This is a genomic window from Kitasatospora sp. NPDC001527 (assembly GCF_040298605.1).
GTDB lineage: Bacteria > Actinomycetota > Actinomycetes > Streptomycetales > Streptomycetaceae > Kitasatospora.
On sequence record NZ_JBEPAM010000034.1, the window covers coordinates 47502 to 70916 of the forward strand.

The following is a 23415-nucleotide window of genomic DNA, read 5'->3' on the forward strand; positions in this document are numbered from 1 at the left end:
AGCGCGTGCAGAGCGCGTGCAGCGGGCCGGGCTCAGCGCCCGGCGGCGTCCCCGCGCACCAGGGGCGTGTAGTGCGTCCGCAGCTCCTCGATCCGCCGCAGCAGCGCCGCCAGTGCCTTGTCCTCCGCCACCCGGATCTCGTCCACCTGGCGCGTGGTGTAGCCGAAACGGGCCGCCTCGTCGTAGGTGATCTCGTGCCAGCTGCGGTTGTTCTTGCTGCTGTTGGCGGAGTGGCCCATCCGGCGCAGGTTGTCCTTGTGGTCTCCGAGGGCCTGCAGCGCCCGGTACAGCTCCTCCTGGACGGCGGGCGCGGCCTCGGCGTACAGGCGCAGCAGCGGGACGAGTTCGTCCAGCTTGGTGATCCGGTCGAGGGCGACGAGGTGGTCGGTGGCCAGCCCGGGCCGTGGCTTCTTCGCCTCGACCTCCCGGTCGACCAGGCGCTTCCAGGCCTTCTCGCCCATCACCTCGTCGAACGAGGTCCGGCTCCGGTCACGGTAGTTCCGTCCCTCCTTGCGCATCACGTCGATCAGTGACCGGCTCTTCTCCCGCACCTCGTCGGCGAGGGCCTCGCTCACCGTCCGCAGGTTGACCTGTTCCGCCGCGGCGGACCTCGCCGCGCCCTCCGCCTCGTCGACCGCCTGCCGCAGCCGCCAGGAACGTCCCAGCCACTCCAGGTACGTCACCTCCCCGGCCGAACGGCCTCCCTCCGCCGACAGTGCGTCGAGTGCCTCGAAGCGGTCCTCCGGTGCGAGCCTGCCGATCTGCGTGATCCGTTCCGCCAGCGCGGCGGGGCGCGGCGGCCGGGCCGCGGCATGGGCCTCAAGGGCCCGGCGGGCCGCGTCCGCGTCCGCGAAGTGCTCCGTGCCCGCGGCCCGCGAACGGCCGAGGGCCTGGTCGACCCGCTGCTTGCGCGCCACCGCCAGCGCCTGGCCCTCGGACGAGTAGAGCCGCACCGGGCCCTCGCCGCGCTTGCGGCCGGGCCGGTCCTCGGCGGCGATCACGCCGCCCTGCCCGGTGCTCCGGGCGGCCAGGACGCTCTCGTGCCGGGCGAGTTGGCGTCGCAGGTGGGCGGCCCTGACCGGGTCCCGTTCGGCGGCGATCATCGGGGTCAGCTTCCTGATCTCCTCCCTGGCGTCCCAGGCCCGGGTGCCCGGCTCCGGCACGAACTCGCCGGTGATCAGGGCCCTGACCTGCTCGATGACGATCGCCGTCCCGCCGGACAGGCCCTGGTACTTCCGCACCTCGCGGATCGTGGCCAGGTGGGCCGCGGCGTCCTCGGGGGTGGCGTCCGGGCCGGCGGCGATCCGCACCCTGGCGCGGCCCAGGGCGTCGTACTCGTAGTGGACCCGGACGGTGCGCCCGCCGCCCTCCAACACCTCGACGCCGTCCCGCAGTTCGGCCGGCAGCGCCGCGACGAAGCGGGGGTCGGGGGTGGCCTGCCGCAGCACCACCGGGGAGCCGGTGGCGGCGCCGCCGCCGTCCAGCGCGGCGCCCTCGGCCGACGCGCCCAGCTTCAGCAGGGCGCCCGACGCGGCCGCCTCCCCCAGCAAGCCGAGGACCTCCCGCTGCTCGCCGCGCGCCACCGCCGCGTCCAGCCGCAGCGCCAGGTCCACGTCGGCGACCACCAGTTGGGTGGTACCGAGGGCGCCGTCCACCCGGGCGACGAAGGCCAGCGCCCCGGCTCCCCTGGTGATCCGCAGGACCTGGGCCCCCCTGCCGACCGCCCCGGTGAGGTTGCCGCCGAGGTCCAGCGCGTCCAGCAGGGTCTGCTGGTCCGCGTGCAGCTCCCCGGAGAGCGCCCGGTCGCGCAGCCGCACGACGGCCGCCGCGGCCCCGCCGACCTGCGACAGCGCGATCAGCGGGGCGCCGGCGTACGGGGCGCCGGCGATCGACAGCACGGCGCCGCCGACGAACAGGAAGGTCGAGGCGGAGGACAGGAAGGACGCGAGCGGGATGTCCCCGGAGCAGCGCAGCGCGACGGCGCGGGCCGGGAACGCCTGCCCGGCGAGGGTGAAGCCGTCGGTCTCGGCGAGCACGGCGCCCTTCGGGTAGGGCACCCGGGCGAGGTCGGCGAGCGCCCGGTCCAGCGCCTCCTGCGGGGTGTCGCCGCCGCCCTCGTAGTACCGGCGGCGCCCGGAGGGCGAGAGGTCCCAGATCCGCAGGTGAACCCCGGCGGCCGGGGCGTCGGGGGCGGTGGTGACGTACAGCTGGAGCGGGACGGCCGTCGGCTCGCCCTCGCCCGCCACCCAGGCGGCGCGCAGCGGCACCGCCTCACCGCGGGCGAGGGTGCGGTCGACGAGGGCGAGGTCCTCGGTCAGCCGCTGCCGGGCGGCGCGCGGGCTCTCCGGCGCGGCCCCCGGGCGGCTGCCGGGCTCGACCGCGACCCGCTGCTCCAGCACCACCCGGTGCGAGCCCTGGCTCCAGGTCAGCTCGCAGCCGATCTCGTAGCGGCCGGGCAGGTCGGCCCAGCGGACCTGCCAGAAGTCGTTGAAGGCCCGGCCCGGTGCGAGCCGTCCGGTCGGGATCCCGGGCCTGAGCAGGCCCGGGGAGACGGCCGCCTCGCCCCGGCCGAGCGGGCTGCGCACCTCCCCGGGCGGCGGCGGGTCCAGGGCGCGGACCTGCCAGCGCAGCCGCACCTCCTCCCCCGGGTGGTCGGTCCAGAGCAGCTGGTAGCGCACCTCGCTGCCCGGCGTCGCCGGGCCCTGCGGTTCGGCGGCCAGGTAGGGCCCCGGGCCGTTCTTCTCCCGGGGCCCGGCGAGGACGCGCATCCGCTCGTCGTACGCGGACTGCAGCGCGGCGCGGAGCGCGGCCAGGCCGGGCGGGGCGGCGGCGCCGGAGCGCAGCACGATCCGGGCGAGGTCCCCGGGGTCCAGCACCAGCAGGGAGGTCCAGACCTCCTGCCAGAACTCGCCGTCCCGGAAGAGCCGGCAGGAGACGACGTGCACACCGGTGGCGTCGGCGGGCAGGTCCCACCGGTGGGGTTCGGTGTTCCGCGGGCCGGTGAGGTCGCCGGAGGGTCCGGTGCGGACCGCGTCGACCAGGCCGCCGCCGAGCGCCCGGTAGGCCGGGTCGGGGCGCAGCCGCCACTCGGCCCGGACGGGGTAGGCGTCCTCGGGCAGCCGCAGGCCGATCCGCACGGTGCTGCCGCGCGGGACCGGGCCGCCGCCGGGCCCGCCGGAACCCTCGACCACCAGCCGGACGCCGCCGGTGTGGTCGAGTTCGCCGGCCTCGCGCAGGGCCGCGGCGGCGAGCACCCCGGCGCGCAGCGGCGCGGGCAGCAGGCCCGGCTCGACGCGCAGGCGTGCGCCGGCCGGCAGCGGGCGGTCGGCGACCTCCGGCGGGCGGCGGGAGAGGTCGTGTTCGGCGGCCCAGAGGTCGCGGTTGTACCAGTAGACGAGCAGCCGCCAGTCGTCCGGGCGGCCGTAGAGGCGGCGGGCCGCCTCGCGGACGCTCATCGACTCGGTGAGCCAGAGGGCGGGGCGGCCCTCCTCGGCGAGGTCGTACGCGGAGTTGGGGCGCAGGCTGAAGCCGCGCGGGAGGGCACCGGGCCGGTCCGCCGCCCGGTCCGCCGCCGGGTCCGCCGAGGTGCCCCCGGCGACCGGTGCGGCCGCGGCCGGCAGGGCGGCCGGCGCCGTCAACTCCTCGATCAGCGCGCTGACTTCCCGCTCCACGCGGGCGCGGACGCCGGCCGGCAGCCCGGCCGTGCCGGGTCCGGACCAGCGGAAGGAGGGCGCCGCCGCCGTCCCGACCGGCGCGGTGGCGGTGGCCCGGGCCAGCGCCCGGACGAGCGCGGCCCGCAGCCGGGGGCGGTAGGAGCCCCCGGCCGCGGCCGTCGCGTCGAGGCGCAGCCGGACCGGCACGGTGACCTGGGGGATCATGCCGGACGCCGCTCCGTCCGCAGGCGGCCGGGCGAGGCCGCGGTGAGGGTGTTGCCGTACGTGTCGGACCTGGCGTCGCCGGCCAGCAGCACCGGCCGGCCGTCGCAGCGCAGCCGGGTGTCGGCGGCGGCGAGGGCGACGGTGCTGTCCAGCGCGCCGCTGTTGGAGGTGAAGTGGAAGGCGCCGCTCGCCGCGAGCAGCGGCGCCGTGCCGTCCACCCGCAGCCTGGACGCCGCCTCGGTGGTGACCTTGACGGCGGCCCAGGTGCCGTTGGCCGGGGTGGTGCCGGGGGTGGCGGTGACGGAGCCCGCTCCGGGGGCGGCGCTCATGCCGGCTCCCCGGAGGGCGCCGCCGCGGCCTCGTGCCGGCGGTCGAACGCGGCCTTGTCGGCCTCCGGCTCCAGCCGCTCGATGTCGGCGCGCACGGCCTTGACCTCCCAGCAGAAGGCGTGCGAGGCCTTGGAGCCGTCGACCGTGCGGACGGTGAAGCGCCCGTCCCGCACCCGGGAGGCGGCCAGCGCGCAGAGCGGCTCGTCGTCGTCCTCGAAGACCGGGGTGAGCTGCACCGTGCGGCCCTCGGCCAGGGTCAACGCCTCGAAGTAGTCCGGGAGTTCGACCACGGCCCGGCCGTCGGCGAGCCGGCCCTCGCCGCGCTGGTAGACGCCGTTCTCGGGCCCCTCCAGCGCGGTGTGCAGGAGGTACTTCTCCTCGGGGGCGAGCGGGTGGTCGATGAGGAACTTCTTCTCCTTGGCGTAGACGATCCCGGTGCAGCGGATGTCGCCGTTGTTGTACATCCGGACGGCGGCGCTGCCGAGGTCGCCGATCGTGCCGCCGAGGTAGATGCCGCCCCCGAAGTTGGCGTCCCAGGCGGTGACCCGGTTGAGCGCCGGCTCGTAGTCGCCGACCGACAGGCCTCCCTGGACGTGCAGCAGGCCGCTGCTGCCGAAGTACTGGTTGCTGACGACCGTCTTGCCGGGCCCGGCGAGGTGCAGGTTGCCGCTGCCGACCAGGGTCTTGTCCCGGCCCACGTACACGTCGCCGGTGGCGCGGACGTCGTTGACGGCGAGGTTGCGGGCGGTGACGTCGTTGACGGCGAGGTTGCGGGCGTAGACGTCGGCGTAGGGCTTGCTGTCGGCGGCGTAGTCCAGGGACGGCCAGTCGGCGCTGCGGTCGACGAACTCGAAGCCGCGGCCGGCCCGGAAGGAGAACTGGGCGTGCTGGACGCCGCTGCCGTGGAAGCCGAGCGCGCCGAGGACCTCGCCCTGCACGGCGGTGTTGCCGTCCAGCTTGCCCGTGTGCAGCATGCCGCCGCCGATCCGCAGGCGGGTCCTGGCCGCCTGGAAGAAGTCGATCAGGTCGTCGGGGTCGTTGCCGTTGCCGAGCACCAGCTGGGTGTTCTCCCCGTTGTAGGGGAAGTACCGCAGGAACGCCTCGTCACCGGTGCCGCCGCCCGGGTCGCGGGGGAACATGATGCCGTTGGCGGCGGTGCCGCCGACCGAGGGGACGATCGCGCCGGTGGCCCGGACGTCCTTGCCGGCCAGGTTGGCGCCGGTGATGTCGCCCTCCGCCGTCAGCGTGCCCTTCACGGTGTACTGGCCGGGGATCACCAGGCCGGCCGCGACCCGGCCGGTGGCGCTGACCGTGCCCTTGCCGGCCGCCCGGCGGAAGGTGCCGAGCACGATCTGGTCCGCTCCGGCGGCGCCGGTCAGTTCGACCTTGGGCTCCTCCGTCCACCGGGTCTCGCCGGGCACGCCGGTCTCGTCGCTCGGGTCGGTGGCCCGCTCGCTGTAGCGGACGGTGACCAGCAGCGTGAGGTCGCCCGCGCCCGGCACCGGGACCTGCGCGGCGGCCGGCAGGACGATCAGCCGGCCCTGCCGGTCGACGGCGTGCCCGGCGGCGACGGTGACGCCGGCGTCGGTGCAGGTGACGGTGAGGCCGGTGACCACGCCCGGGCTGTAGAACAGCGCGGTGAGCAGCTCGCGGCGGGAGCGGTGGTAGCGCTGCTCGGTGTCGAAGTCGTCGGCGCGCAGGAACTGGTAGTCGAAGTAGCGGGGCCGCTGCATCGGCGGGACGGGCTGGGTCACGGCTTCTCCCCCTGGCGAGGCTTGAGGTAGGTGTCGACGCGGACGGTGGCGCGCACGCCGACCTGGAGTCCCGCGGTGATCGGTTTGAAGACCCGGTCGGCGAGGCGGCCCCGGCCGGGGCGGTAGTCCCGGTAGAGCCGGGACTGTTCGGGGCTCAGCGGGGTCGGGTCGGGGCCGCTGCCCAGCACGACCCGGCCGCGCCGGATCGGCGAGGTGTCGACCGCGATGCCGGCCGGGTGGACCCGGTCGAGCAGGTTCATCAGCGCCTCGTACTCGCGGTGGCCGAGGGTGCCGCCGGGCAGGTCGACGCTGAACTCGTAGGGGTCGGTGCGCCGTCGGCGGGCGTAGCCGAGGGCGACCACGACGCCGGCGCCGCCGTCGGCGGTGCGCACCGTGGTGCCGGGGCCGGTGGTGGCGGACAGGGTCAGCGAGCCGCGCAGCGGCACGGTCTGCCAGCGGAAGCCCACCGCGCGGCGGCGGTTGAGGTTGGTGCCGACCTGCGGCAGCGGGACGGCGCCGAGCACCAGGGCCAGGGTGCGGACCCCGCCGGCCGGGGCGAGCACCACCGGCAGGGCGGAGACCAGCCACTGGTCGCGCAGCAGGCCGACCAGCCGGCGGAGCCTGGCGACCGCCTCGGCCCGGCCCGCGAGCAGGTCGGTGCCGAGCTGCCCGGGCAGGGTGATCACGGTGTACAACTCGGCGGGCAGCGACGGCAGTTGTTCGAGGGCCGGGACCGGGTTGGCGACCGCCGGCAGCCCGGCCGCCCGGAACGCGGCGACCGCCGGGTCGGCGGCGCCCAGCTGCTGGGCCTCGGCGCGCAGCCGCTGCACGGCCGCCGCCCGGTCGGCGGGGACGGCCGTCCCCGCGCCGTCCGGCGCCCAGGCCCGCAGCGCGGCGGCCAGGCCGTCGCCGAGCACGGCGTGGGTGCGCTCGTCCTGCCGGGCGGCGTACCGGGCCCGCAGCAGGTCGGCGTCGAGGTCGACGGCCATGCCGTGCAGCGGCAGGTGGGAGACGAACAGGCGGTCCTCGGCGAGCCGGTGCACGGTCGCCAGGCCGCAGGGGGCGAGCAGCCAGCGGCCGTCGGGGTCGTCGGCCGGGTCGGCGGGCGGGCGCAGTTCGGCGATCAGCGCGCGGATCTCCGGGGCGACGGACGGGTCCACGGCCGGGCCTGGGGCGCGGAGCCGGGCGGCGAGCGCGGTGAGTTCGGCGGCGGTGAGCGGGGTCAGGTCGGCGCCGACGCCGAGTTCGTAGCGGCTACCGCCGGCCGCGTCCTGGACCCTCAGCACGGTGCCGGGCGCGGCGAGGCCGAGGGCCCGGCGGCAGGCCGCCAGCCGGACCAGGGCGGCGGCCAGGCCGCGGGCCAGCGCGGGCCGCACGGCGGCGCGGTCGGCGAAGGTCCAGCCGGTGCGCAGGGCGGCGCGCAGCTGCTCGTCGCGGGCCCGGCGGTCGGCCGACCGCGGCCGGGCGGCGTGCACGGCGTCGCCGTCCGGGCCGGGCTGGACCAGGTGGACGGCACGGACCTGGTCGAGCACCGCGAGCCGGTCGGCCTCGCCACCGGGGGCGACCACCCGGAAGGCCATGGCCAGGCCGTTGGCGCTGTCCTCGACGCCGAACGGCGCGGGGACGGCGAACCGGGCCAGCGCCCCGCCCTCCCCGGCCGCGCCGTTGAGCAGCCCGGCCAGGCCCTGCGGCGAGGGGACCGCCCAGGGGCGCAGCACGGCGAGGCGGGCCCGGTAGTCCTCGTCGCCCTCCCGGGCCGGCTCGACGGCGGCGCCGTCGGGGCGCACGGTGAGGCGCTCGGCGAAGCGGGGCGCGCCCAGTTCGGCGCCGAGGCCGTCGAGGGCTCCGGAGCGGGCCCCGGTCAGGGTGCGGGAGGCGGCGATCTGCCGGGCGGTGCGGCGGATCTCGGCCTTGGGCGCGCCGAGCACGTACAGCAGCCGGGCGGTGGTACCGGCCAGGCAGCGCACCCGCAGCAGGTCGGCGGCCTCGGCGGCGGGCAGCGGGCGGGCGGTGCCGTCGCCGTCCAGCCAGGCGGCGGCCAGTTCGAACGGCGCGCCGGGCGGCCAGGTAGCGCCGAGCGGCAGCGGGCGCAGCGCGTCGGCCTCGGTGTACGGGGCGATCAGCAGGGGCGGCAGGGCGGTGCCGGCCACGGTGGCGGTCAGCCGCAGGCCGCGTTCGGCGAGGTCGCGGCCCGCTCCGGCCAGTATCAGCGGGCGGCCGGGCCCGGCGGGCAGCCGGCCGGTGAGGCGGCCGTCCGCGGCGGTGAGCGGGAGGGGCTCGTCCTGCACGGCGGCGCGCAGCGGGGCGGGCAGGTGGTCCGCCATGGCGCGGTGGGCGGCGGCGGGGGCCTCCGTGATCGTGGGGATCGGCGGGGAAGTCACTGGGTGAGCCCCTTCGCGTCCTCGACCAGCACGGCGATCTCGTTGGCCGCCAGCCGCAGGTTGGGGCCGGCGGCGGGCGCCGCGGCGGCGCCGAGGGCGGGCGGGTACTTGGCGAGCGTGAGGCCGGCGACGTCGGCGATGCCGGGTTCGGCCATCATCGCGGCGAGCACCGCCGCGTGCCGGACCTCCTCGCCGAAGCCGAGCCCGTCGACGTACTCGGCGACCCGGGTGAGCAGCCGGGCCTTCAGCTGGTCGGGCGGGGTGGTGGAACCGCGCAGCACCAGCCGGGCGGAGAGCAGCACGCCGACCTCGACGGCGGGCTGGATGCGCGGCACCACGCCGAGCGGGCGCAGGTCGTCGATCGCCTTGCGGACGGCGTCGTGGAGTCCGCCGCCGCCGGGGCCGCCCCAGATCGCGGCCGGGGTCGGCGCCACCAGGACGTTCAGCCCGAACGGGCTGGCCGCGGTGGCCTCGTCGCCGAACAGCCGGTCGATGAAGTTGCCGTCGAGCGTGCCGAAGATCGACTGGTGGATGTCCAGGCCGCCGTAGACGTCGCTGACCTGGACCTGGCGCACGCCCGGCACCAGCGCGGCGGCCAGCCGGATCGCCTCGGCGTTCCACAGCGAGCGCGGCGCGCGCAGCAGCAGTCGGCGGTAGCGGTCGTCGGGCCAGTGCCGTTCGCCGCCGGTGAGCCGGGCGGCGGCGCCGTCGATCTCGATCTCGGCGCCCGCCCTGCCCGGACCGGCGAGGAACTCGGTGCGCCAGGGGTCCTGCGGGTTCCAGGTGGTGATCCGCTGCTCGGTCCTGGCCGGGTCGAGATTGCCCTCCGGCCCGGGGCGGAAGGCGACCACCGGGACGGTGACCTGCCGCTGCTGGACGGAGAGTTCCGCCCGGGCGTCGGTGGCGACGTCGTCGCCGCGCGGGGTCAGCAGGCGCACCCCGCGCGGCACCACGACCGGCGCGGACGGCGTGCCGCGCAGGGTGAGCCGCAGCTCGCCGGCCGCCTCCAGGTACGGGCGGGGCAGGCCGAGTTCGGCGCCGAGCGCGGTGAGCGCGTCGCCGCCGGCGGTGGAGACGAAGGCGTCGTCGTAGGAGCCGGCCAGGGCCGACCAGGTGCGGGCGTCCTCCAGCGCGGTGACCTCCAGCAGGCGGCGGATCACCGAGCCGGGGCCGAGGTCGAGGTCGGCGCCGAACACCTCGCGGGCCAGCTCGAAGCGCTCGGTCACCAGGCGGGCGTACGGCTTGGGCACGAAGCCCCGGTCGGTGACCCCGTACAGGGCCTCACCGGGCTGGAGCTGCTGGTCCGCGGCGGACGGGGCGGACGGGGCGGTCGGGGCGGACTGGTCAGGCACGCTGCACTCCGGTGGTGAGGGTCACCGGCAGCACCGCGCCGGTGTCGGTTTCCAGGACCGCGCCGACCACCAGGGCCCGGTCGGCGCCGGACGGGTCGTCGACCCGGACGTCGAGCACACGCCGCACCCGGGGGTCGCGCCCCAGGACGGCGAGGACGGCGACCCGGATCCGCTCGCGGACCAGCTCGGGGGTGCGCTCCTCGGCGAGCACCCGCAGGCCGTCGAAGCCGAAGCCCCGGTCCAGCGGGTCGGTGCCGAGCGCGGTGGTCAGCGCGAGCCGCACCGACTGCAGGACGCAGTCCGGGCCGGTGACGGCGGCGAGGTCGCCGTCGCGCAGCTGCAGGTCGGCGGCGAGCGGGTCCGGCACGGGCGGGTCGCCGGCGGTCGTTCCGGCGGTCGCTCCGGCGGTCGTTCCGATGACGGGCGCGGGCTCGGCGGGCGGCCCGACGGCGAGGTTCCAGGCGGCGGTCATCCGGTCACGTCCATGTGGCCGGTGACGGCGACCTTGACGTTCTCCGCCTTCATCGCGATGGTCTCCTGTGCCTCGAATCGCAGGTTCTTGCCGGTGAGCGTGATGGTGCCGTCGGCGGCGATCACCACGGACGCCCCGCCGTCGGCGTGCTCGATGGTGACGGCGTGTTCGGTGCCGGCCCGCTCGGGGCGCACGCCCGGGCCGTGCAGCGCCTTGCGCCCGACCCGGACGGTCAGCTCGCCGACCTCGATCACCCGGTTGCCGTCGGCGTCGGTCAGGTCGTTGCTCGCGCGGTCGCCGGGGTCGGCGCCGGGCCGGTCGTCGGCGACCCGTTCGCGCTGGCCGGCCGGGACCGCGGCGGGCAGGTGCAGCCACCAGTCGCCGGCGCGGGCGGCCGGGCCCTCGCCGTCCCGCCACAGCGCCCCGACGTCCACCGCGTCGTCGGCGCGCTCCCGCCGGGGCACCAGCAGCACCCGGGTGCCGGGGTAGCGCGGCAGCACCAGGCCGTACCGGCCCCAGGCGAACGGGGTGGCGTAGCCGACGCCGGGCAGCCGGTCCGGCTCGGTGCGGGCGGTGTCCAGCCGGCGGTGCTGCATCGGCTCGCCGTCGCCGGGCGCGAGCCCGCGCCAGACGGTGGCGGTGGGCCCGTCCGCGCCGCGCACCTCGGCGGCCTCCGGCACGGCGGCCCGCGCCGCGGCGGCGCGGCCGAGGCCGGCGACGGCCCGGGCGGCCGCGGCGGCCGGGTCGGCGGTCGGCTCGGAGCGGAGGGTGACGCGCTCGGCGGCGCCCGGCCGGCCGTCCCAGGCCGCGTCGGGCCCGGTGACGGCGACGGCGGCGACCACCGTGGTGAAGCCGTGCACCCGGTCGAGGGTGTGACGCACCGCCGTGACGTACAGTGGCCGCGCTCCGGCACCGGGGCGCACCAGGTCACCGGGCAGCAGCCGGGCGTCACCGGGCAGTCCGAGCCGGACGGCGGGGCGGTCGGGGCGGGCACCGGCCAGTTCCTCGGCCCAGCGCGGCCGCACCTCGTGGACGGCGACCAGCGCCGCCGGGCGGGCGCCGAGGTGCAGCACCCCGTCCCGGAACAGCGCGAGGGCGCGCCCGCCCCGGCCGTCGTGCTCGGCCAGCGCGCGCTCCAGGCCGGCCAGGTGCTCCAGGTGGCTGGGCCCGGCGGCCAGCGGTCCGCCGCGGACGGCGGCGCCGTGCGCCTGTACGGCCACACCCGCCCGGCGGCCCAGCTCGGCGGCCTGGGTACGGTGGTCGCCGGCCGGCACCGGGGTGCGGCAGGCGGCCGACAGCCGGTGGTAGGCCTCGTCGATCCCGTCCAGCCGCAACTCCGGCCCGTAACGGCCCTGGTGGCGCACCGTCCGCTCGACGACGGCCGCCGCCACCCGGGCCGCCGGGTCGAACGGCCGGGCGGCGTCCGCGCCGTGCAGGAACAGCTCGGCGACCAGCGGTCCCGGGCCGGCCGCCAGCCGGTCGGCGACGGTCTCGGCCAGCCCGCGCACGGTCAGCCGTACGGTGGCGGCGGCGAGGCCGGACGGCAGCGACGCCTCGGCCCGCAGGGTGACCACGCCGCGGGTCTGCGCGCCGGACAGCTCCAGCGGCGCGGCTCCGCCGGTGATCCGCAGCGCCCAGTCGCTCACGACGCACCCCCGAGGTCCCACCAGGCGAGCGTGATCCGGGAGCCGTGGCGGCCCGCGCCGCGCACCGATCCGGCCCGCAACTCCCAGTCCAGCAAAGCGATCTCGGTGGCGAGCCGGGGCGATCCCGGCAGCTCGACGGTCCGCCGGGCCCCGGCGGTCAGCGGCAGCGCGCCGGCGTACCCGCCGCTGACGCGCAGCACCAGGCGGAACGCGCGGCCCGGGGCGGCGGGGGTGCTGACCACGGCGGCGGGGCGGGCGGCGTGCCAGGTGTCGGCGCGGCCGAGCACGGCCACCACGAAGACGCCCAGCTCGGGGTGGAGCGGCAGGTACTCGGGCAGGCCGCCGTCCAGCGCGGCCTCGACCACGGTGGCGCCGGGCGGCAGCGGGTCGGGCCCTGCGGGGGTGAGCAGCCGGAGGATCGGTGCGGTGGGTCTCAACGGTGTCCCTCCCTCGTCGGGCGGTCGGTGGGTCGTCGGGGCGCCGGGGCGGTCACGGGCCGGGGCGGGTCGGTGACGGGCCGGGTCTGGCCGGTCGTGGGCCGGAGCGGGCCGGTCATCGGCGGCCGTCCCGGTCGCGGTGGCTCCCCCAGTCGGCGAGCGCCGAGAGGCCGGCCGCCGCGGCGCCGGTCAGGGCGTCCGCCCCGCCCCGCCAGGTGGGCGCGTGGACGAGCGTGAGCGAGACCTCGACGACCTCCCGGCGTTCGGCCCGCTCGGCGAAGGAGAGCGAGACGATCCGCAGGTCGGTGCGGATGGTGGACTCGGCCAGCAGGGTCAGCCGCCGGGCCGGGGCGGCCGCGGTGAGGCCGGCGGTCGCCGCCCCCGTGACGGCCGGCCCGGCGGCGAACGCGCCGGTGCCGGTCTCGTACTCGGCCAGCGCCTCCAGCGCCGCCCTCCAGGCGAACCGCTCGGCGCCGACCAGCAGCCCGGAGACCATCACGGTCTCCCGCGGCTCGGCGGGCCCGGTCCGCTCGTACTGGTACTGGCGGCTCAGGTCCAGACTGGTCACCGCCCACAGGGGCACGGTGGCCAGCCCGTCCGAGAGGACCAGGGACGGCGGCCCGTACCGCTGGAAACTGGACACGATCGGTTCCCCCTCAGTCCCGGCGCGGGGCGGGGTCGAGCGCCTCCAGCTGGGCGGTGAGCCGCTCCAGCACGAGGTCGGCGATGGCCTGGTGGTCGACCTGGGGCGCGTGCGCGACCTCGATCTCCACCGGGAAGTGGTAGTGCGCGGCCTCGGGCACGTGCGCTCCTCGGTTCGTGGCGGGTGGCGGGTGGTGGCGGTGCGTGGCCGGCGGCCGGGTGCGGCCGCCGGCCCGGCCCGTGGGCCGGCGGGGCCGGCGGGCTGCCGGCCGGTCAGGGGATCGCGACCGCCGGCCCGGACTTGCCCTCGACCTTCGCCGCGAGCGAGAAGCCCGAGAAGGTCACGGTCGGCGCACCGGCGATGCTCGCCGACTGCGCGGAGGCGGTGACCACGCAGTCCGACATGACCACGGTCCGGAAGGACCAGTCGGTGCCCGACTGCTCCTGGAGGACGATGTCGAAGCGGCCGCCGCGCAGCGCGATCGCGGTGAGTTCGGCGGCGGCGGGCCCGATGGCCTTCACCGTCATCGAGAAGTTGACCTGCGACGGCTGGTAGACGACGCCGACGTGCGTCGCGCCCAGCGAGTGCAGCGGCTCGGCGTTGAGGTTGAAGGTGGTGGACATCGAGTCGATCGGGGCGATCTCGGCGCTCTTGCCGGCGTCGTCGATGTACGCGACGGCCAGGCGGGTGTTCCAGTCGGCCATGGTGGCGGGCTCCCAGGTGTCCTCGGCGGAAGGGGTCAGTAGGTGACGGCGAGCTTGACGTGCAGGCGGTGCACGGCCGGGCCGTAGGTGATCGAGGTCTGGACGTCGACCGCCCGCTGCTCGCGCGCGGCCCGCACGGCGTCCCGGTCGGCCTGGGTCCACTCCGTCTCCGGGCGGCCGAGGACCTCCAGCACCGGGATCCGCACCTCGAATCCGGCGATGACCGACGCGCGCAGCAGGCCGCCGAGGATGCCCTCGGTGCGCTGCTTGAGCATGGTCAGGCCGGTGCGGGTGATCCGGGCGTCGCCGACGCTGCCGATCAGCCCGGCGCGGAGCAGGAACTCCACGTGGTCCACCACCCGGCGCAGGTCGATGTACCCGTACGCGGGGTCGGTGGTGAAGGTCTGACCCTCGGCCAGGTGCAGGCCCTCCCCCGCGATCAGCGCCGGGTCGATCACCGGGTTCAGGCCGGCCCTGGAGAGCTCGATGATCTCCGACGGCCCGTACTGCTTCTCCTTCGGGATCCGCACCCCCTTGACCTGCTTGAGCAGCAGCGAGGCGTGCGGCGGGTGGGCGGCGATCACCGCGGCGGTGGCGGCGGCGACGTCGCCGTCCGCGCCCCGGGCCGCGACCAGGACCATCCGGCCGCTGTCGCTGCGCAGCTTGAGCAGCGCCGGGGTGAGCACCTTGGCGACGTAGTCCGGCGCCTTCTCCGCCTTGGGGTCGATCATGGCGACGCCGATCCGGCGCAGGCCCTTCGCGGAGATCTCCTCGACGTGCGCGCGCAGCGCGAGCAGGCCGGCCGGCGGGGTCTCGGTGCCGGCATCGGTCACGCCGGCCAGGCAGACCACGGACACGTCGTCGACCGCCTCCAGGGCGGCCAGTCCGGCGGCGTGCTCGGTGCCCTTGACCCGCACGCCGTAGACCTTCTGCGGCACCCGGTCCTGGGTGAGGGCGAGCAGCAGCGCCTTCTGCAGCACGCTGTCCTGGCCGAACAGGGCGCGCACCTCGTCCGGGGTGGTGACGACGTACGGCACGTTGACGGCGGCGGTCCCGCCGCTCGCGCCGTCCGGGGTGGTGCCGACGATCGCGATCACCCCGCTGGAGGGCTGGACACGGGGCGTCAGCCCGGACTTGTCGATCTCGATGTCGACGAAGGGGTACGCAGTGGGCATGGCTTTCCTCTCCTGCTCTCCGGCCGGTGAACCGGGCGGTGGAAGCGGTCGGTTCCGGGGATGTCACGGCGGACGGTCGCGTGGGGCGGCCGGCTCAGGCATTCGGCTCAGGCATTCGGCTCAGGCGGCCGCGGCCTCGGGGACGACCAGCAGGGCGATCCCCTGGGCGGCCAGCAGCCGCCCGGCCGCCGCCGCGCGGGCCGCGCGCTGTTCGGCGGGGCCCGCGGCGGTGGAGCCGCCCGGCCAGTCCGGGTCGTCGAACACCGCGGGCGGCACCAGCCAGCCGACCTGCGCCCGGCCGCGCGGCGCCAGCGGCACCGTCCCCGGCCCCGTCCCCAGCACCGCCGCCGTACCGAGCGCGCCCAGCGCCCCGGCCAGCCCCCGGCTCTCGGCGAGCAGGTCGGCCGGCCGTACGCTCTCGCGGACGAGCAACGCCACCAGCACCGGCAGCACCACCGGGCGCGGCGTCCCGGCAGCCGGCGCGTAGCGGACGGTCAGCTCCGGCCCCTCGGCCGGGGCGAGCGGCGCGGCGTCCACCGCGTCGACCCGGCCGCCCCCGGCGGCGGTGCGCACCGTCACGCCGCCGCGCCACAGCGCGTCCGCCGTGGGCCCGCCGAGGCCGGTGAGGGTGAAGCGCCCCTCCTGCCGGGCACCGCCCGGCGCGGACCAGCCGCCCTCGGCGGTGACCGGGCGCTCCAGCCGCACGCCGAGCCGCAGTTCGGCGAAGTCCGCCCGGTAGGGGCCGGTCACGCCGGCCGCCGTCTCGTAGCCGGCCGCCACCAGGTTCTCCAGCGACCGCTGGTCGAACAGCCGGTCCCGCTGCTCCGGATCGGCCAGTCGCACCAGGGTGCGGTCGCGGAAGTCCATCTCGTCCCCCTCGGTCGGCCCCGGCCGCTCGGTCCGGGCGGGGCTCCGTCATCCACCACAGAGCGTGGTCGTCGCCGCGTGCAAAGCACGTGCAACCCACGTGCATCGACGCGCGTAGGTGGGGAGATGCTGGGCAGGATGGCGGTGCATCGTTGACGAAGTCTGCACACGGTCAAACGTTTAGTCGCTGTTGAGTGGCCGTCTACGCGCAGAGAGCACGCTACTCGCCCACGGTCCGAGCACCGGGACACGAACGACGCGGAGGGTGGCACAGCGTGAGCGGCAGAGCGGATGACGGAGCAGGTATCGGGGCGGGCGTCGGGGCGGGCGTCGGGGCGGTCCGGACGGACGGGGCCTGGGAGTTGTGCGCGCTGGGCCCCCTGGAGGTCCGGTACGACGGCGAGGCCCTGCCGATCGGCGGCGCCCGGCAGCGGGCGGTGCTCGCCACCCTGCTGCTCTCCCCCGGCCGCCCGGTGCCGGTCGGACCGCTGATCGACAACGTCTGGGGCGGGCGGGAGCCCGCGAGCGCGCTCAACACCCTGCAGAGCTACGTCTCCCGGCTGCGCACCGCCCTGGCCCGCCCGGGCGACACCGGCGGATCGGCCCCGCGGCTGCTCGGCGGCCCGTCCGGCTACCGGCTCACCGTCCAGGACGACCAGCTCGACTACCGGCGCGCCGGGAAGCTCCTCGACACCGCCCGCGCCTCGCTCACCGCCGGCGACGCGGCCGCCGCCCGCACCTCGGCCCACCAGGCGCTGGCGCTCTGGCGGGGCCCGGCACTGGGCGAGCTGCAGGACCTGTCCGCCTTCCAGTGGGAGGCCGCCCGACTGGACGAGGTCCGCCTGGGCGCCGAGCAGTTGGTGGCCGAGGCGGACCTCGCGCTCGGCCGCTCGGAGGAGGCGGTGGCCCGGCTCTGGCGGCTGGCCGCCGGCCACCCGCTGTGGGAGCAGCCGCAGGCCCTGCTGATGCGGGCGCTCTACCGCACCGGCCGCCAGGCGGACGCCCTCGCCCTCTACCGGCGGACCCGCGGCCGGCTCGTCGGCGAACTCGGCATCGAGCCGGGCGCGGAACTCGCCGGTGTCCACCGCGCGATCCTGCGTCAGGACCCGCTCCTCGGACGCGTGCGGCGCGAACCCGCGCGGCCCTGACCGGAGGCCGGCGCGCGGTCTGCCCGATCGGGCAGTGTGCGACGGCCCGGCGGGGGCCGTGCGGGCGGCGCGCGTTGACACTCCAGTTGGTCTAGTCCACCGTAGTCGAAGGCCGGGCCTCGACCCGACGGAGGCCCGGTGAACGCGCTTGCGATCAGCGCGAATTCACCGCGTCCCGGGTTCGCTTTCCCCGGCGGACCCGGGACGGTCGACGAGGTGGGGGCGGCCCCGGACCCGCCGCGGACCGGCGCCCCCGAGGCCCGGCCGCAGGGTCTCCCATCGTCCGACGACCCATCAGTTCACCCATCGGAGAAGCGGCATGAGAAGAATCTGCCTCGCCCTGCCCACCACCCGGGCATACGCCGTCGAGCACGTCGACGCCGCGGTGCACCGGCCGGCCCTGGGCTCCTCCGATCCGTCCGGACATCCCGAACACGGCGTGTCGCCGGTCGAGTTGGCAGCCGCCGAGGCGGTGATCGGATGACCGCCCCCAAGGTCGCCGACGTCACCTTCCGCCGTCTCGCCGAGGACGACTGGGACACCGTGGTCGAGCTGGAGTCCGCCGCCTACACCGCCGACGGCCTCTCCGAGGGCCGCGAGGCCCTGTACTCCCGGGCCCAGGCCTCCCCCGAGACCTGCTACGTCGCCGAGCGCGACGGCAAGGTCGTCGGCTACCTCCTGAGCCTGCCCTACCCGCTGTACCAGTGCCCCGACCTGAGCAGCCCCGAGCAGGCCGCCTTCGACTCCACCAACCTCCACGTGCACGACCTCGTCATCACCGAGGAACTGCGCGGACGCGACCTCGCCCTCCGCTTCATCCGCCACCTGCGCGACGAGGCCCGCCGTCGCGGCTTCGACCGCATCTCCATGGTCGCGGTCCGCCGCACCGACATCCTCCTCGCCCTCCTCGGCTACCGCGCCCACCGCGACGTCACCGTCCCGCCCTGCTACGGAGCCCGCGCCGTCTACATGTCGATGCCGGTGGAATGACCGGACGAGCCCTTCGGCCTTCCCAGGCCGTGGCCTCGCCGGTGATCCTGTACGGATGCTGCTTCCCGAGACCGCCGCACAGACCGACCTGATCGAAGTGGTCCGCATCACCGCATGGCCGGACTCCGGCACCGTGGTCGGCGATGTCCTGGACGTCCGGGTGGAGGAGCAGGCTCGGCAGACACTGAACCTGGTCTCCGCACTGCCGGGCGACGAGCTGCGTCGCTGCTTCACGCCCGTCTACGCCGTTCGGGCTCACAGTTCCACCGATCTCCTCTTCGAGATCGCGTTCTGCTTCCGCTGCCACGGCGCCCTTCTCCTGGGGCCCGGCATCCCGTCCGGGCTACGGGGCGTCCAGGGTTTCGATCCGGACAGCGAGCCCGGACGCGAACTGCTCGACCTCTTCCGTACCTGCGCCGGTCCGCCCGGCGCGTAGGTCCGGCGCGACGGCCGCACGCGGGTGACCGCGGGCCCTAGCGATAGGGCGTCCGCAGGGTGGCCCAACTACTGGCGGCGGCGGCGAGGACGACCACGCTCATGCCGGCCCCCGCCGCGAGGAGGTAGGGAAGGCCGCTGTCGAGGCGGTCCTCGTTGATCCGCAGATAGGTGACGGTGACGCCCGTGGAGGCGAGGGTGGCCAGGGCCACGGTGAGGGCCGCAGCGACCAGGGCCTCGGTGAACTGGACGGCCGTCAGCCGGCCGCGGGCCATGCCGAGGGCGCGCAGGGCGAACCACTCCCGGCGGCGTCCACCGTCCTCGGCGACGGCCAGCAGGGCGCCGAGGACGGTGACGGCGGCGGAGGCGGTCAGTCCGAGCAGGACCCAGCTGCCGGTGCTGTCGAGGACTCCCGACAGCTGGTAGGAGTTCTCCAGCCGGTAGGCGGGTGAGGAGGACACCACCCAGGTCCTGGCCTCCTCCCAGGCTGCCGCGTCCACGGCGATCCGCATGTAGGCGGCGGTCTGGAACGGGTCGCCGAGCTCGGCGAGGGCGGGGTCGTCGGGTGGCAGCACCATGACGGCCCAGACCGGCGTGTCCTGGTCGGCCGGTAGGTCGAGCGTCGTCGCGACGGGTGCGACGCTCGTCTGTCGGGTCCGGTCCGCGGAACGCAGGAGCAGGCCCCCGCCCGCGTCCGGCCGGCCTTGCGCTTGCGCTGCCGGCTGCCCGTCCCCCGCCGGCAGGGGAGCGGCCCGCAGCATCATCCGGCCGCCGGCGCAGTCGGGCAGCGGCCGGGCGAAGAGTTCCTCCAGCCGGCGGCAGTCGGCGACGAGCGCGGCGTGCGCGGGGCGGACGGCCCGGTCCTGGTCGGGTGACCACAGGGCGACGGCGGGGACCAGAGCGTGGACGGCCGCGGGGGGATCCGCCAGTCGCAGGGGAACGACTTCCAGGGTCTCGGCGCCGGCGAGCAGGTCGGTGTGGCCGGCGGCGCGCGCCTGGGCGACCCAGGGCAGGTGGGGCTGGGCCATGACCTGGGAGACCGGCTGGGCGGCGCCGACGGCGAAGACGGCGATCCCGACCATCCCGGCGACCCGGAAGCGGGACTGCGGGTCCGCCGCCAGCCGTCGCATCGCCAGCAGCCACACCACGCCCGCCTCCACCCGCCCGAGGAGCCGGGCCAGTTGCTGGCCCACCCACGCGGCGGCGCTGGGCAGGCCCGCGCCGAGCAGCACGATCGCCGCCCACAGCAGCGGGTCGCGCGGCTTGTGCCGGGAGTAGGCCACCGCCAGGAGCAGCAGTCCGGCACCGAACAGCAGCGCCACCCAGGGGCTGGTGAGCCGCACCGGCCGCAGGAGCCGCACCCCGCGCGAGGCGCGGTCGGAGCCCGAGGCGGTGGCCGCGCCGAGGGCTCCGGCGAGGACGGCGACACCCAGGACGATGAGCGCCGACCGCCCCGCCGGCACCCGCAGGTCCGCGCCGAACAGCCAACGGCCGGTGAGCGGGAGGGCGAACATCTCCGGCAGCAGGAACGGCCAGGCGAGCGCGGCGGCCAGAGCGCCCGCCGCGACCGGCGCCGCCGTCTCCAGCGCGCCGGCCGCCCGGGCGTGGGCGGCGGGCAGGCCGAGCAGGCGCAGTGCCCGGTAGCGGGTGGTGCGGACCTGGCGGCCGAAGCGGCTCGCGGTCAGGACGAGGGCGAAGGCGGGCATGACCAGGAAGAGCATGGAGCCGAGCGCCGGGTACCAGCCGGACCCGGACCGGCCCGCGCTGCCGAAGCCCGTCAACGGGCCCTGTAGGGTGCCCAGTTCCTCGGGTGTGACGCCGAGGTAGGCGATCAGTTGGCCGGCGCTGCCGACGGCGGCTGCGGGAAGGACCTCGGCGTCCGTCCCGGCGAACCACTGTCCGAGGGAGGCGGGGGCGCTACGGATCAGCCGGTCGAGTGCGGGGCTGACCAGGGCCTGCCCGGGGCGGGGCCAGGCGGTGACACCGGGCGGGAAGGGGCCGCGGTCGTGTGGGTCGGCGACCCTCACGATCTTGACGATGTGGCCGCGGTAGCGGTGCTCCAGTTGACTCCAGCCGGTCTCGGGCACGTCGGGCCGGCTGAACACCGGCACTCCGCCGTAGCCAGGCTGCGGGCCGAACAGCGGCTCCACCGCGCCGGAGCGGGCGTTCTCGCGTCCCTTCACTTCCGCCGCGCCGACCGCGGCCAGCACCCCCAGCGCGGCGACCACTCCGGCCAGGGCGAGCAGGACGACCCGCCGCCGCGCCTGACGGGACAGCAGCGCCCGCCAGGCGACCGCCGGCGCCGCGGGCACGGTGGTTGTCGGCCTCATGCCGGCTCCACCACCCGTCCTGCGGCCAGCACCACGGTGCGGTCGGTACGCGCCGCCAGGTGCCGGTCGTGGGTGACCAGCACCACCGCCGCCCCGTGCTCCCGGGCCCGTTCCAGCAGCAGGCCGAACACCACCTCGGAGTTGCGGTCGTCCAGGGCTCCTGTCGGCTCGTCCGCGAACACCACGTCCGGGCGGTGCACCAGCGCCCGCGCGATCGCCGCCCGCTGCAACTCGCCCCCGGACACCTCCCCGACCGTCCGGCGCCCCAGCCCTCCGACCCCCAGCGCCTCCAACTGCTCACCGGCCCTCCGCCGGGCCTCCGCGGCCCGCGTCCCCTGCAGGCGCAGCGGCAGGGAGACGTTCTCCAGCAGGGTCAACTCCGGTACCAGGTCGCCGAACTGGAAGACGAAGCCGAAGTGCGAGCGGCGCAGCTCGTCACGCTGACGGACCGTCATGGTCTCGACCGGCCGATCGCGGAACAGCACGCTGCCGCTGTCGGCGAGCAGGAGCCCGGAGAGGCAGTGCAGCAGGGTGGTCTTCCCCGAACCGGAGGCCCCCACCACGCCCACCACCTCGCCGGGGTCGACGCTCAGATCGACGCCCGCCACGGCGGCCGCCGGGCCGTAACTCAGATGCAGGGCCCGGGCTCGCAGCACTGGTGGCACGCGTTCACTCCTTGCGCGGACGGGCGATGTGGCCCGGTTCATGGGTGCGCATACACGCTATGCAGTGCCGGGGGTCACCAGAGGGAGCTTTCCAGCCGTCGCCGGGCGTCCGTTCGGACGCGGGCGAAACGTGCACAACAGGGGCGTATCCGGCCGGAAGCGGCGGGCGGCGCCCTACGGGCGCGCGGCGGTCCCCGCCCGGCCCCTGGCCACGGCGGTGGCCCCGGCCGGTTCCCGCCGGGGCCGTCAATGGCCCGAAGTGGTGCGGCCTTCGGCAGCGAGGCCCGGCGGCCGGGCGGGGATCAGCCGCCGGCGGCCTGGCCCGGAGAGTCGGCGCCGGCCGGGCGCGGGCCGCCGGCGCTCTGTTCGTAGGCCTCGATGGTGCGGACGAACAGAGCGCGTTCCTCGGGGGCGAGCGGGGCGAAGGCGGCCCGCCAGGCGGCCGCGCCGTTGGCGAGCCAGCCTTCGATGGCGGCCCTGGTGTCGGGCTCCTCGGTGATGGTGACGATGGTGCGCCGGCGGTCGGCCGGGTCGGCCTTGCGCTCCACCACGCCCTGGCGGCTGAGGTCGGCGACCATCAGGCTCACCGTCGTCGGGGCGACCTGGAGGCGGGCGGCGAGCCGGTTGACCGGCATCGGACCATCGAACAGCAGGAAGGAGAGCATGGAGAGATGCCGGGGCGCCAGGTTCGCCGAGCGCAGTTGCTCGGGCACCGGCGTGCGCTTCAGCCGCGCCGCCACCCTCGGCATGAACAGCAGCATCGCTCGGACCGCCTCGTCGGCGCTCAGACCGCCCCCGGGTGCCGTGGACATCCGCTCGCCCCTCCTCTCGTCGCCCCCACCGTACCGGAACGGCCCTGGTCAGGGGTGTCTCAGGGGTTGGTGGTGATGTCCGGGACGGCCCTCGGGGAGGGCACCGCGTCGAAGTGGAACACCTGACCGGAGCCGGCCGGCTCGCAGGCGAGTTGGACCACCGGGGCGCGCTCCGTCGCGGCGGCCCCGCCCGGCGCCGTCAGGCAGAGACCGCTGTGCTGCGGCACGATCCGGAAGCCGCCGCCCGGGACCGGCTCCAGCCGGAAGCGCTCGGCGGTGCCGCGCCGGCCGCAGTAGTCGTCCTCCGCCTGCGCGGCCGAGCGGGTGCTGCCGTTCTCCACCCCGAGACAGCCGTAGCCGAACACCGGGTGCAGCGAGCGCAGCCGGACCACCCCCTCGTCCAGCGGCTCCAGGGAGTACACCGGGACGGCCTCGGCGCAGGCCGTCTGGAAGACACGGCCCGAGCCCTCGTCGTCGCGCTCGGAGAAGCAGAGGCCCGAGGCCTCCGAGCGGATCCGGTAGGTGCCGGCCGGGGGCACGCTGCGGTCCGGCGCCGGCCGGGTGGCGGTCTCCGCGTCCGCGTCCGCCAGCAGGTAGCCACCGCCGCCCAGCAGGGCCGCCGCCGTGACGGCGGCGAGGGGGAGCAGCCGGCGGCGGGAGCGGCGCGCGGGCGGCGGTACGGCGGGGGCGGCGGGGGCTTGGGCGGGCTCGGCCGCGATCCGGTGTCGCGCCGCGAGCCAGGCGTCGATGTCGGCCTCCAGCCCGCAGGCGTGCAGGAAGGCCAGCAGGACCTCCGGCCTCGGCAACGCGTCGCGGCGCAGCAGGTCGGCCGCCGTACTGCGCGGCAGCACCTCGCCGCGCTCGGCCGCCCGTTCCTCCAACTGCCGGAAGGACAGCCCCGATCGCTCCTTCAGCCCGCGCAGCAGTGCGGTGAACTCCGCCGCGTCCCGGGCGTCCTGCGGCTTCGCGCCGCCCCGCCCGGCTCCCTGCTCGTGGTCCCCGTCCCGGCCCTGGTCCCGCATGCGGCCGATCCTCCCCGAGCAGCACCCGGCCGGGCAAGACCACCTCCGACCGCCCTCGCCGCCGCGTCCCGGACACCCGGCCGACCTGCCCGGACACCCGGCCGCCCGTCCGGGACGCCCGACTCCCTGGCGGCGGAACGCCATTGTCCGGCAACGTCCGTGACACCCCGGCCCGCGCTCCGGGCGGACGCCGTCACGGGGGCGGCCGTACGCCCGGCGCGCGGGCCGCCGGGGCAAGGAAGCCAGGGGCCTGCCCGGGCAGCCTCGCCCCCCGACACCTTCACCCGCCGCCTCCCCCTCTTCTGACCTCGCGCCCCCTGCAGAAGCACCCCCTCACCGGAGCAGGAAGTCGACCCACCCGACTTCCCACTCCAC

21 protein-coding genes are annotated in these 23415 nt (G+C 76.7%); 4 read left to right on the forward strand and 17 right to left on the reverse strand.

The window, feature by feature from the left end; all coding sequences use genetic code 11:
* Positions 1–32: 32 nt before the first annotated feature.
* The 13 genes from ABT238_RS26270 to ABT238_RS26330 all read right to left on the reverse strand — a co-directional run bounded on the left by ABT238_RS26270 (position 33) and on the right by ABT238_RS26330 (position 15638).
* Complete coding sequence (locus ABT238_RS26270) at positions 33–3878, reverse strand: hypothetical protein (RefSeq protein WP_350793978.1); 3846 nt, start codon at positions 3876–3878, stop codon at positions 33–35.
* On the reverse strand, positions 3875–4207 hold the full coding sequence (locus tag ABT238_RS26275; RefSeq protein ID WP_350570509.1) for a hypothetical protein: 333 nt from the start codon (positions 4205–4207) through the stop codon (positions 3875–3877). The genes ABT238_RS26270 and ABT238_RS26275 overlap by 4 nt, the downstream gene beginning before the upstream one ends.
* Positions 4204–5961 (reverse strand): hypothetical protein, encoded by a 1758-nt coding sequence (locus tag ABT238_RS26280; RefSeq protein WP_350570508.1) that lies wholly within the window; start codon positions 5959–5961, stop codon positions 4204–4206. The genes ABT238_RS26275 and ABT238_RS26280 overlap by 4 nt, the downstream gene beginning before the upstream one ends.
* Positions 5958–8342 (reverse strand): hypothetical protein, encoded by a 2385-nt coding sequence (locus ABT238_RS26285; protein ID WP_350793979.1) that lies wholly within the window; start codon positions 8340–8342, stop codon positions 5958–5960. Before ABT238_RS26285 ends, ABT238_RS26280 begins: the two co-directional genes overlap by 4 nt.
* Positions 8339–9694, reverse strand: coding sequence for a baseplate J/gp47 family protein (locus ABT238_RS26290; RefSeq protein WP_350571077.1), 1356 nt, complete (start codon positions 9692–9694; stop codon positions 8339–8341). Before ABT238_RS26290 ends, ABT238_RS26285 begins: the two co-directional genes overlap by 4 nt.
* Positions 9687–10166, reverse strand: a complete 480-nt coding sequence (locus ABT238_RS26295) for a GPW/gp25 family protein (RefSeq protein WP_350793980.1) — start codon at positions 10164–10166, stop codon at positions 9687–9689. Before ABT238_RS26295 ends, ABT238_RS26290 begins: the two co-directional genes overlap by 8 nt.
* Positions 10163–11812, reverse strand: coding sequence for a hypothetical protein (locus ABT238_RS26300; RefSeq protein ID WP_350793981.1), 1650 nt, complete (start codon positions 11810–11812; stop codon positions 10163–10165). The genes ABT238_RS26295 and ABT238_RS26300 overlap by 4 nt, the downstream gene beginning before the upstream one ends.
* Positions 11809–12249, reverse strand: coding sequence for a hypothetical protein (locus ABT238_RS26305; RefSeq protein ID WP_350793982.1), 441 nt, complete (start codon positions 12247–12249; stop codon positions 11809–11811). Before ABT238_RS26305 ends, ABT238_RS26300 begins: the two co-directional genes overlap by 4 nt.
* A gap of 115 nt (positions 12250–12364) precedes the next feature.
* On the reverse strand, positions 12365–12892 hold the full coding sequence (locus tag ABT238_RS26310) for a hypothetical protein (protein ID WP_350793983.1): 528 nt from the start codon (positions 12890–12892) through the stop codon (positions 12365–12367).
* A gap of 13 nt (positions 12893–12905) precedes the next feature.
* Positions 12906–13052 carry a hypothetical protein gene (locus tag ABT238_RS26315; protein ID WP_350547294.1) on the reverse strand — a complete coding sequence of 49 codons (147 nt, stop codon included), beginning with the start codon at positions 13050–13052 and terminating at the stop codon, positions 12906–12908.
* 112 nt (positions 13053–13164) lie between these two features.
* Positions 13165–13596, reverse strand: a complete 432-nt coding sequence (locus ABT238_RS26320) for a hypothetical protein (protein ID WP_350571084.1) — start codon at positions 13594–13596, stop codon at positions 13165–13167.
* Positions 13597–13631: 35 nt separating this feature from the next.
* Complete coding sequence (locus ABT238_RS26325) at positions 13632–14771, reverse strand: hypothetical protein (RefSeq protein ID WP_350793984.1); 1140 nt, start codon at positions 14769–14771, stop codon at positions 13632–13634.
* A 120-nt stretch (positions 14772–14891) separates the two neighbouring features.
* Entirely contained in the window at positions 14892–15638 is a 747-nt protein-coding gene (locus ABT238_RS26330; protein ID WP_350793985.1) for a hypothetical protein, read from the reverse strand.
* Positions 15639–15913: 275 nt separating this feature from the next.
* On the opposite strand from ABT238_RS26330, the gene ABT238_RS26335 reads away from it, so the two are divergent.
* From ABT238_RS26335 to ABT238_RS26350, 4 genes are all read left to right on the forward strand, one after another.
* Positions 15914–16786, forward strand: a complete 873-nt coding sequence (locus ABT238_RS26335; RefSeq protein WP_350571088.1) for an AfsR/SARP family transcriptional regulator — start codon at positions 15914–15916, stop codon at positions 16784–16786.
* A gap of 319 nt (positions 16787–17105) precedes the next feature.
* Complete coding sequence (locus ABT238_RS26340; protein WP_350793986.1) at positions 17106–17270, forward strand: hypothetical protein; 165 nt, start codon at positions 17106–17108, stop codon at positions 17268–17270.
* A complete protein-coding gene (locus ABT238_RS26345) occupies positions 17267–17776 on the forward strand; it encodes a GNAT family N-acetyltransferase (protein WP_350571090.1) in 510 nt (169 codons plus the stop codon). The genes ABT238_RS26340 and ABT238_RS26345 overlap by 4 nt, the downstream gene beginning before the upstream one ends.
* Before the next feature lie 55 nt (positions 17777–17831).
* Positions 17832–18212, forward strand: a complete 381-nt coding sequence (locus ABT238_RS26350; protein WP_350571092.1) for a hypothetical protein — start codon at positions 17832–17834, stop codon at positions 18210–18212.
* 37 nt (positions 18213–18249) lie between these two features.
* Here ABT238_RS26350 and ABT238_RS26355 read toward each other — a convergent pair whose 3' ends face one another.
* The 4 genes from ABT238_RS26355 to ABT238_RS26370 form a co-directional block, all read right to left on the reverse strand.
* Positions 18250–20541, reverse strand: coding sequence for a hypothetical protein (locus tag ABT238_RS26355; RefSeq protein WP_350793987.1), 2292 nt, complete (start codon positions 20539–20541; stop codon positions 18250–18252).
* The gene (locus tag ABT238_RS26360; protein WP_350571094.1) at positions 20538–21248 is read right to left on the reverse strand and encodes an ABC transporter ATP-binding protein; all 711 of its coding nucleotides are present in this window, start codon (positions 21246–21248) and stop codon (positions 20538–20540) included. The genes ABT238_RS26355 and ABT238_RS26360 overlap by 4 nt, the downstream gene beginning before the upstream one ends.
* A 260-nt stretch (positions 21249–21508) precedes the next feature.
* Complete coding sequence (locus tag ABT238_RS26365; protein WP_350793988.1) at positions 21509–22018, reverse strand: MarR family winged helix-turn-helix transcriptional regulator; 510 nt, start codon at positions 22016–22018, stop codon at positions 21509–21511.
* A 59-nt stretch (positions 22019–22077) separates the two neighbouring features.
* Positions 22078–23040 carry an RICIN domain-containing protein gene (locus ABT238_RS26370; protein WP_350793989.1) on the reverse strand — a complete coding sequence of 321 codons (963 nt, stop codon included), beginning with the start codon at positions 23038–23040 and terminating at the stop codon, positions 22078–22080.
* Positions 23041–23415 lie beyond the last annotated feature (375 nt).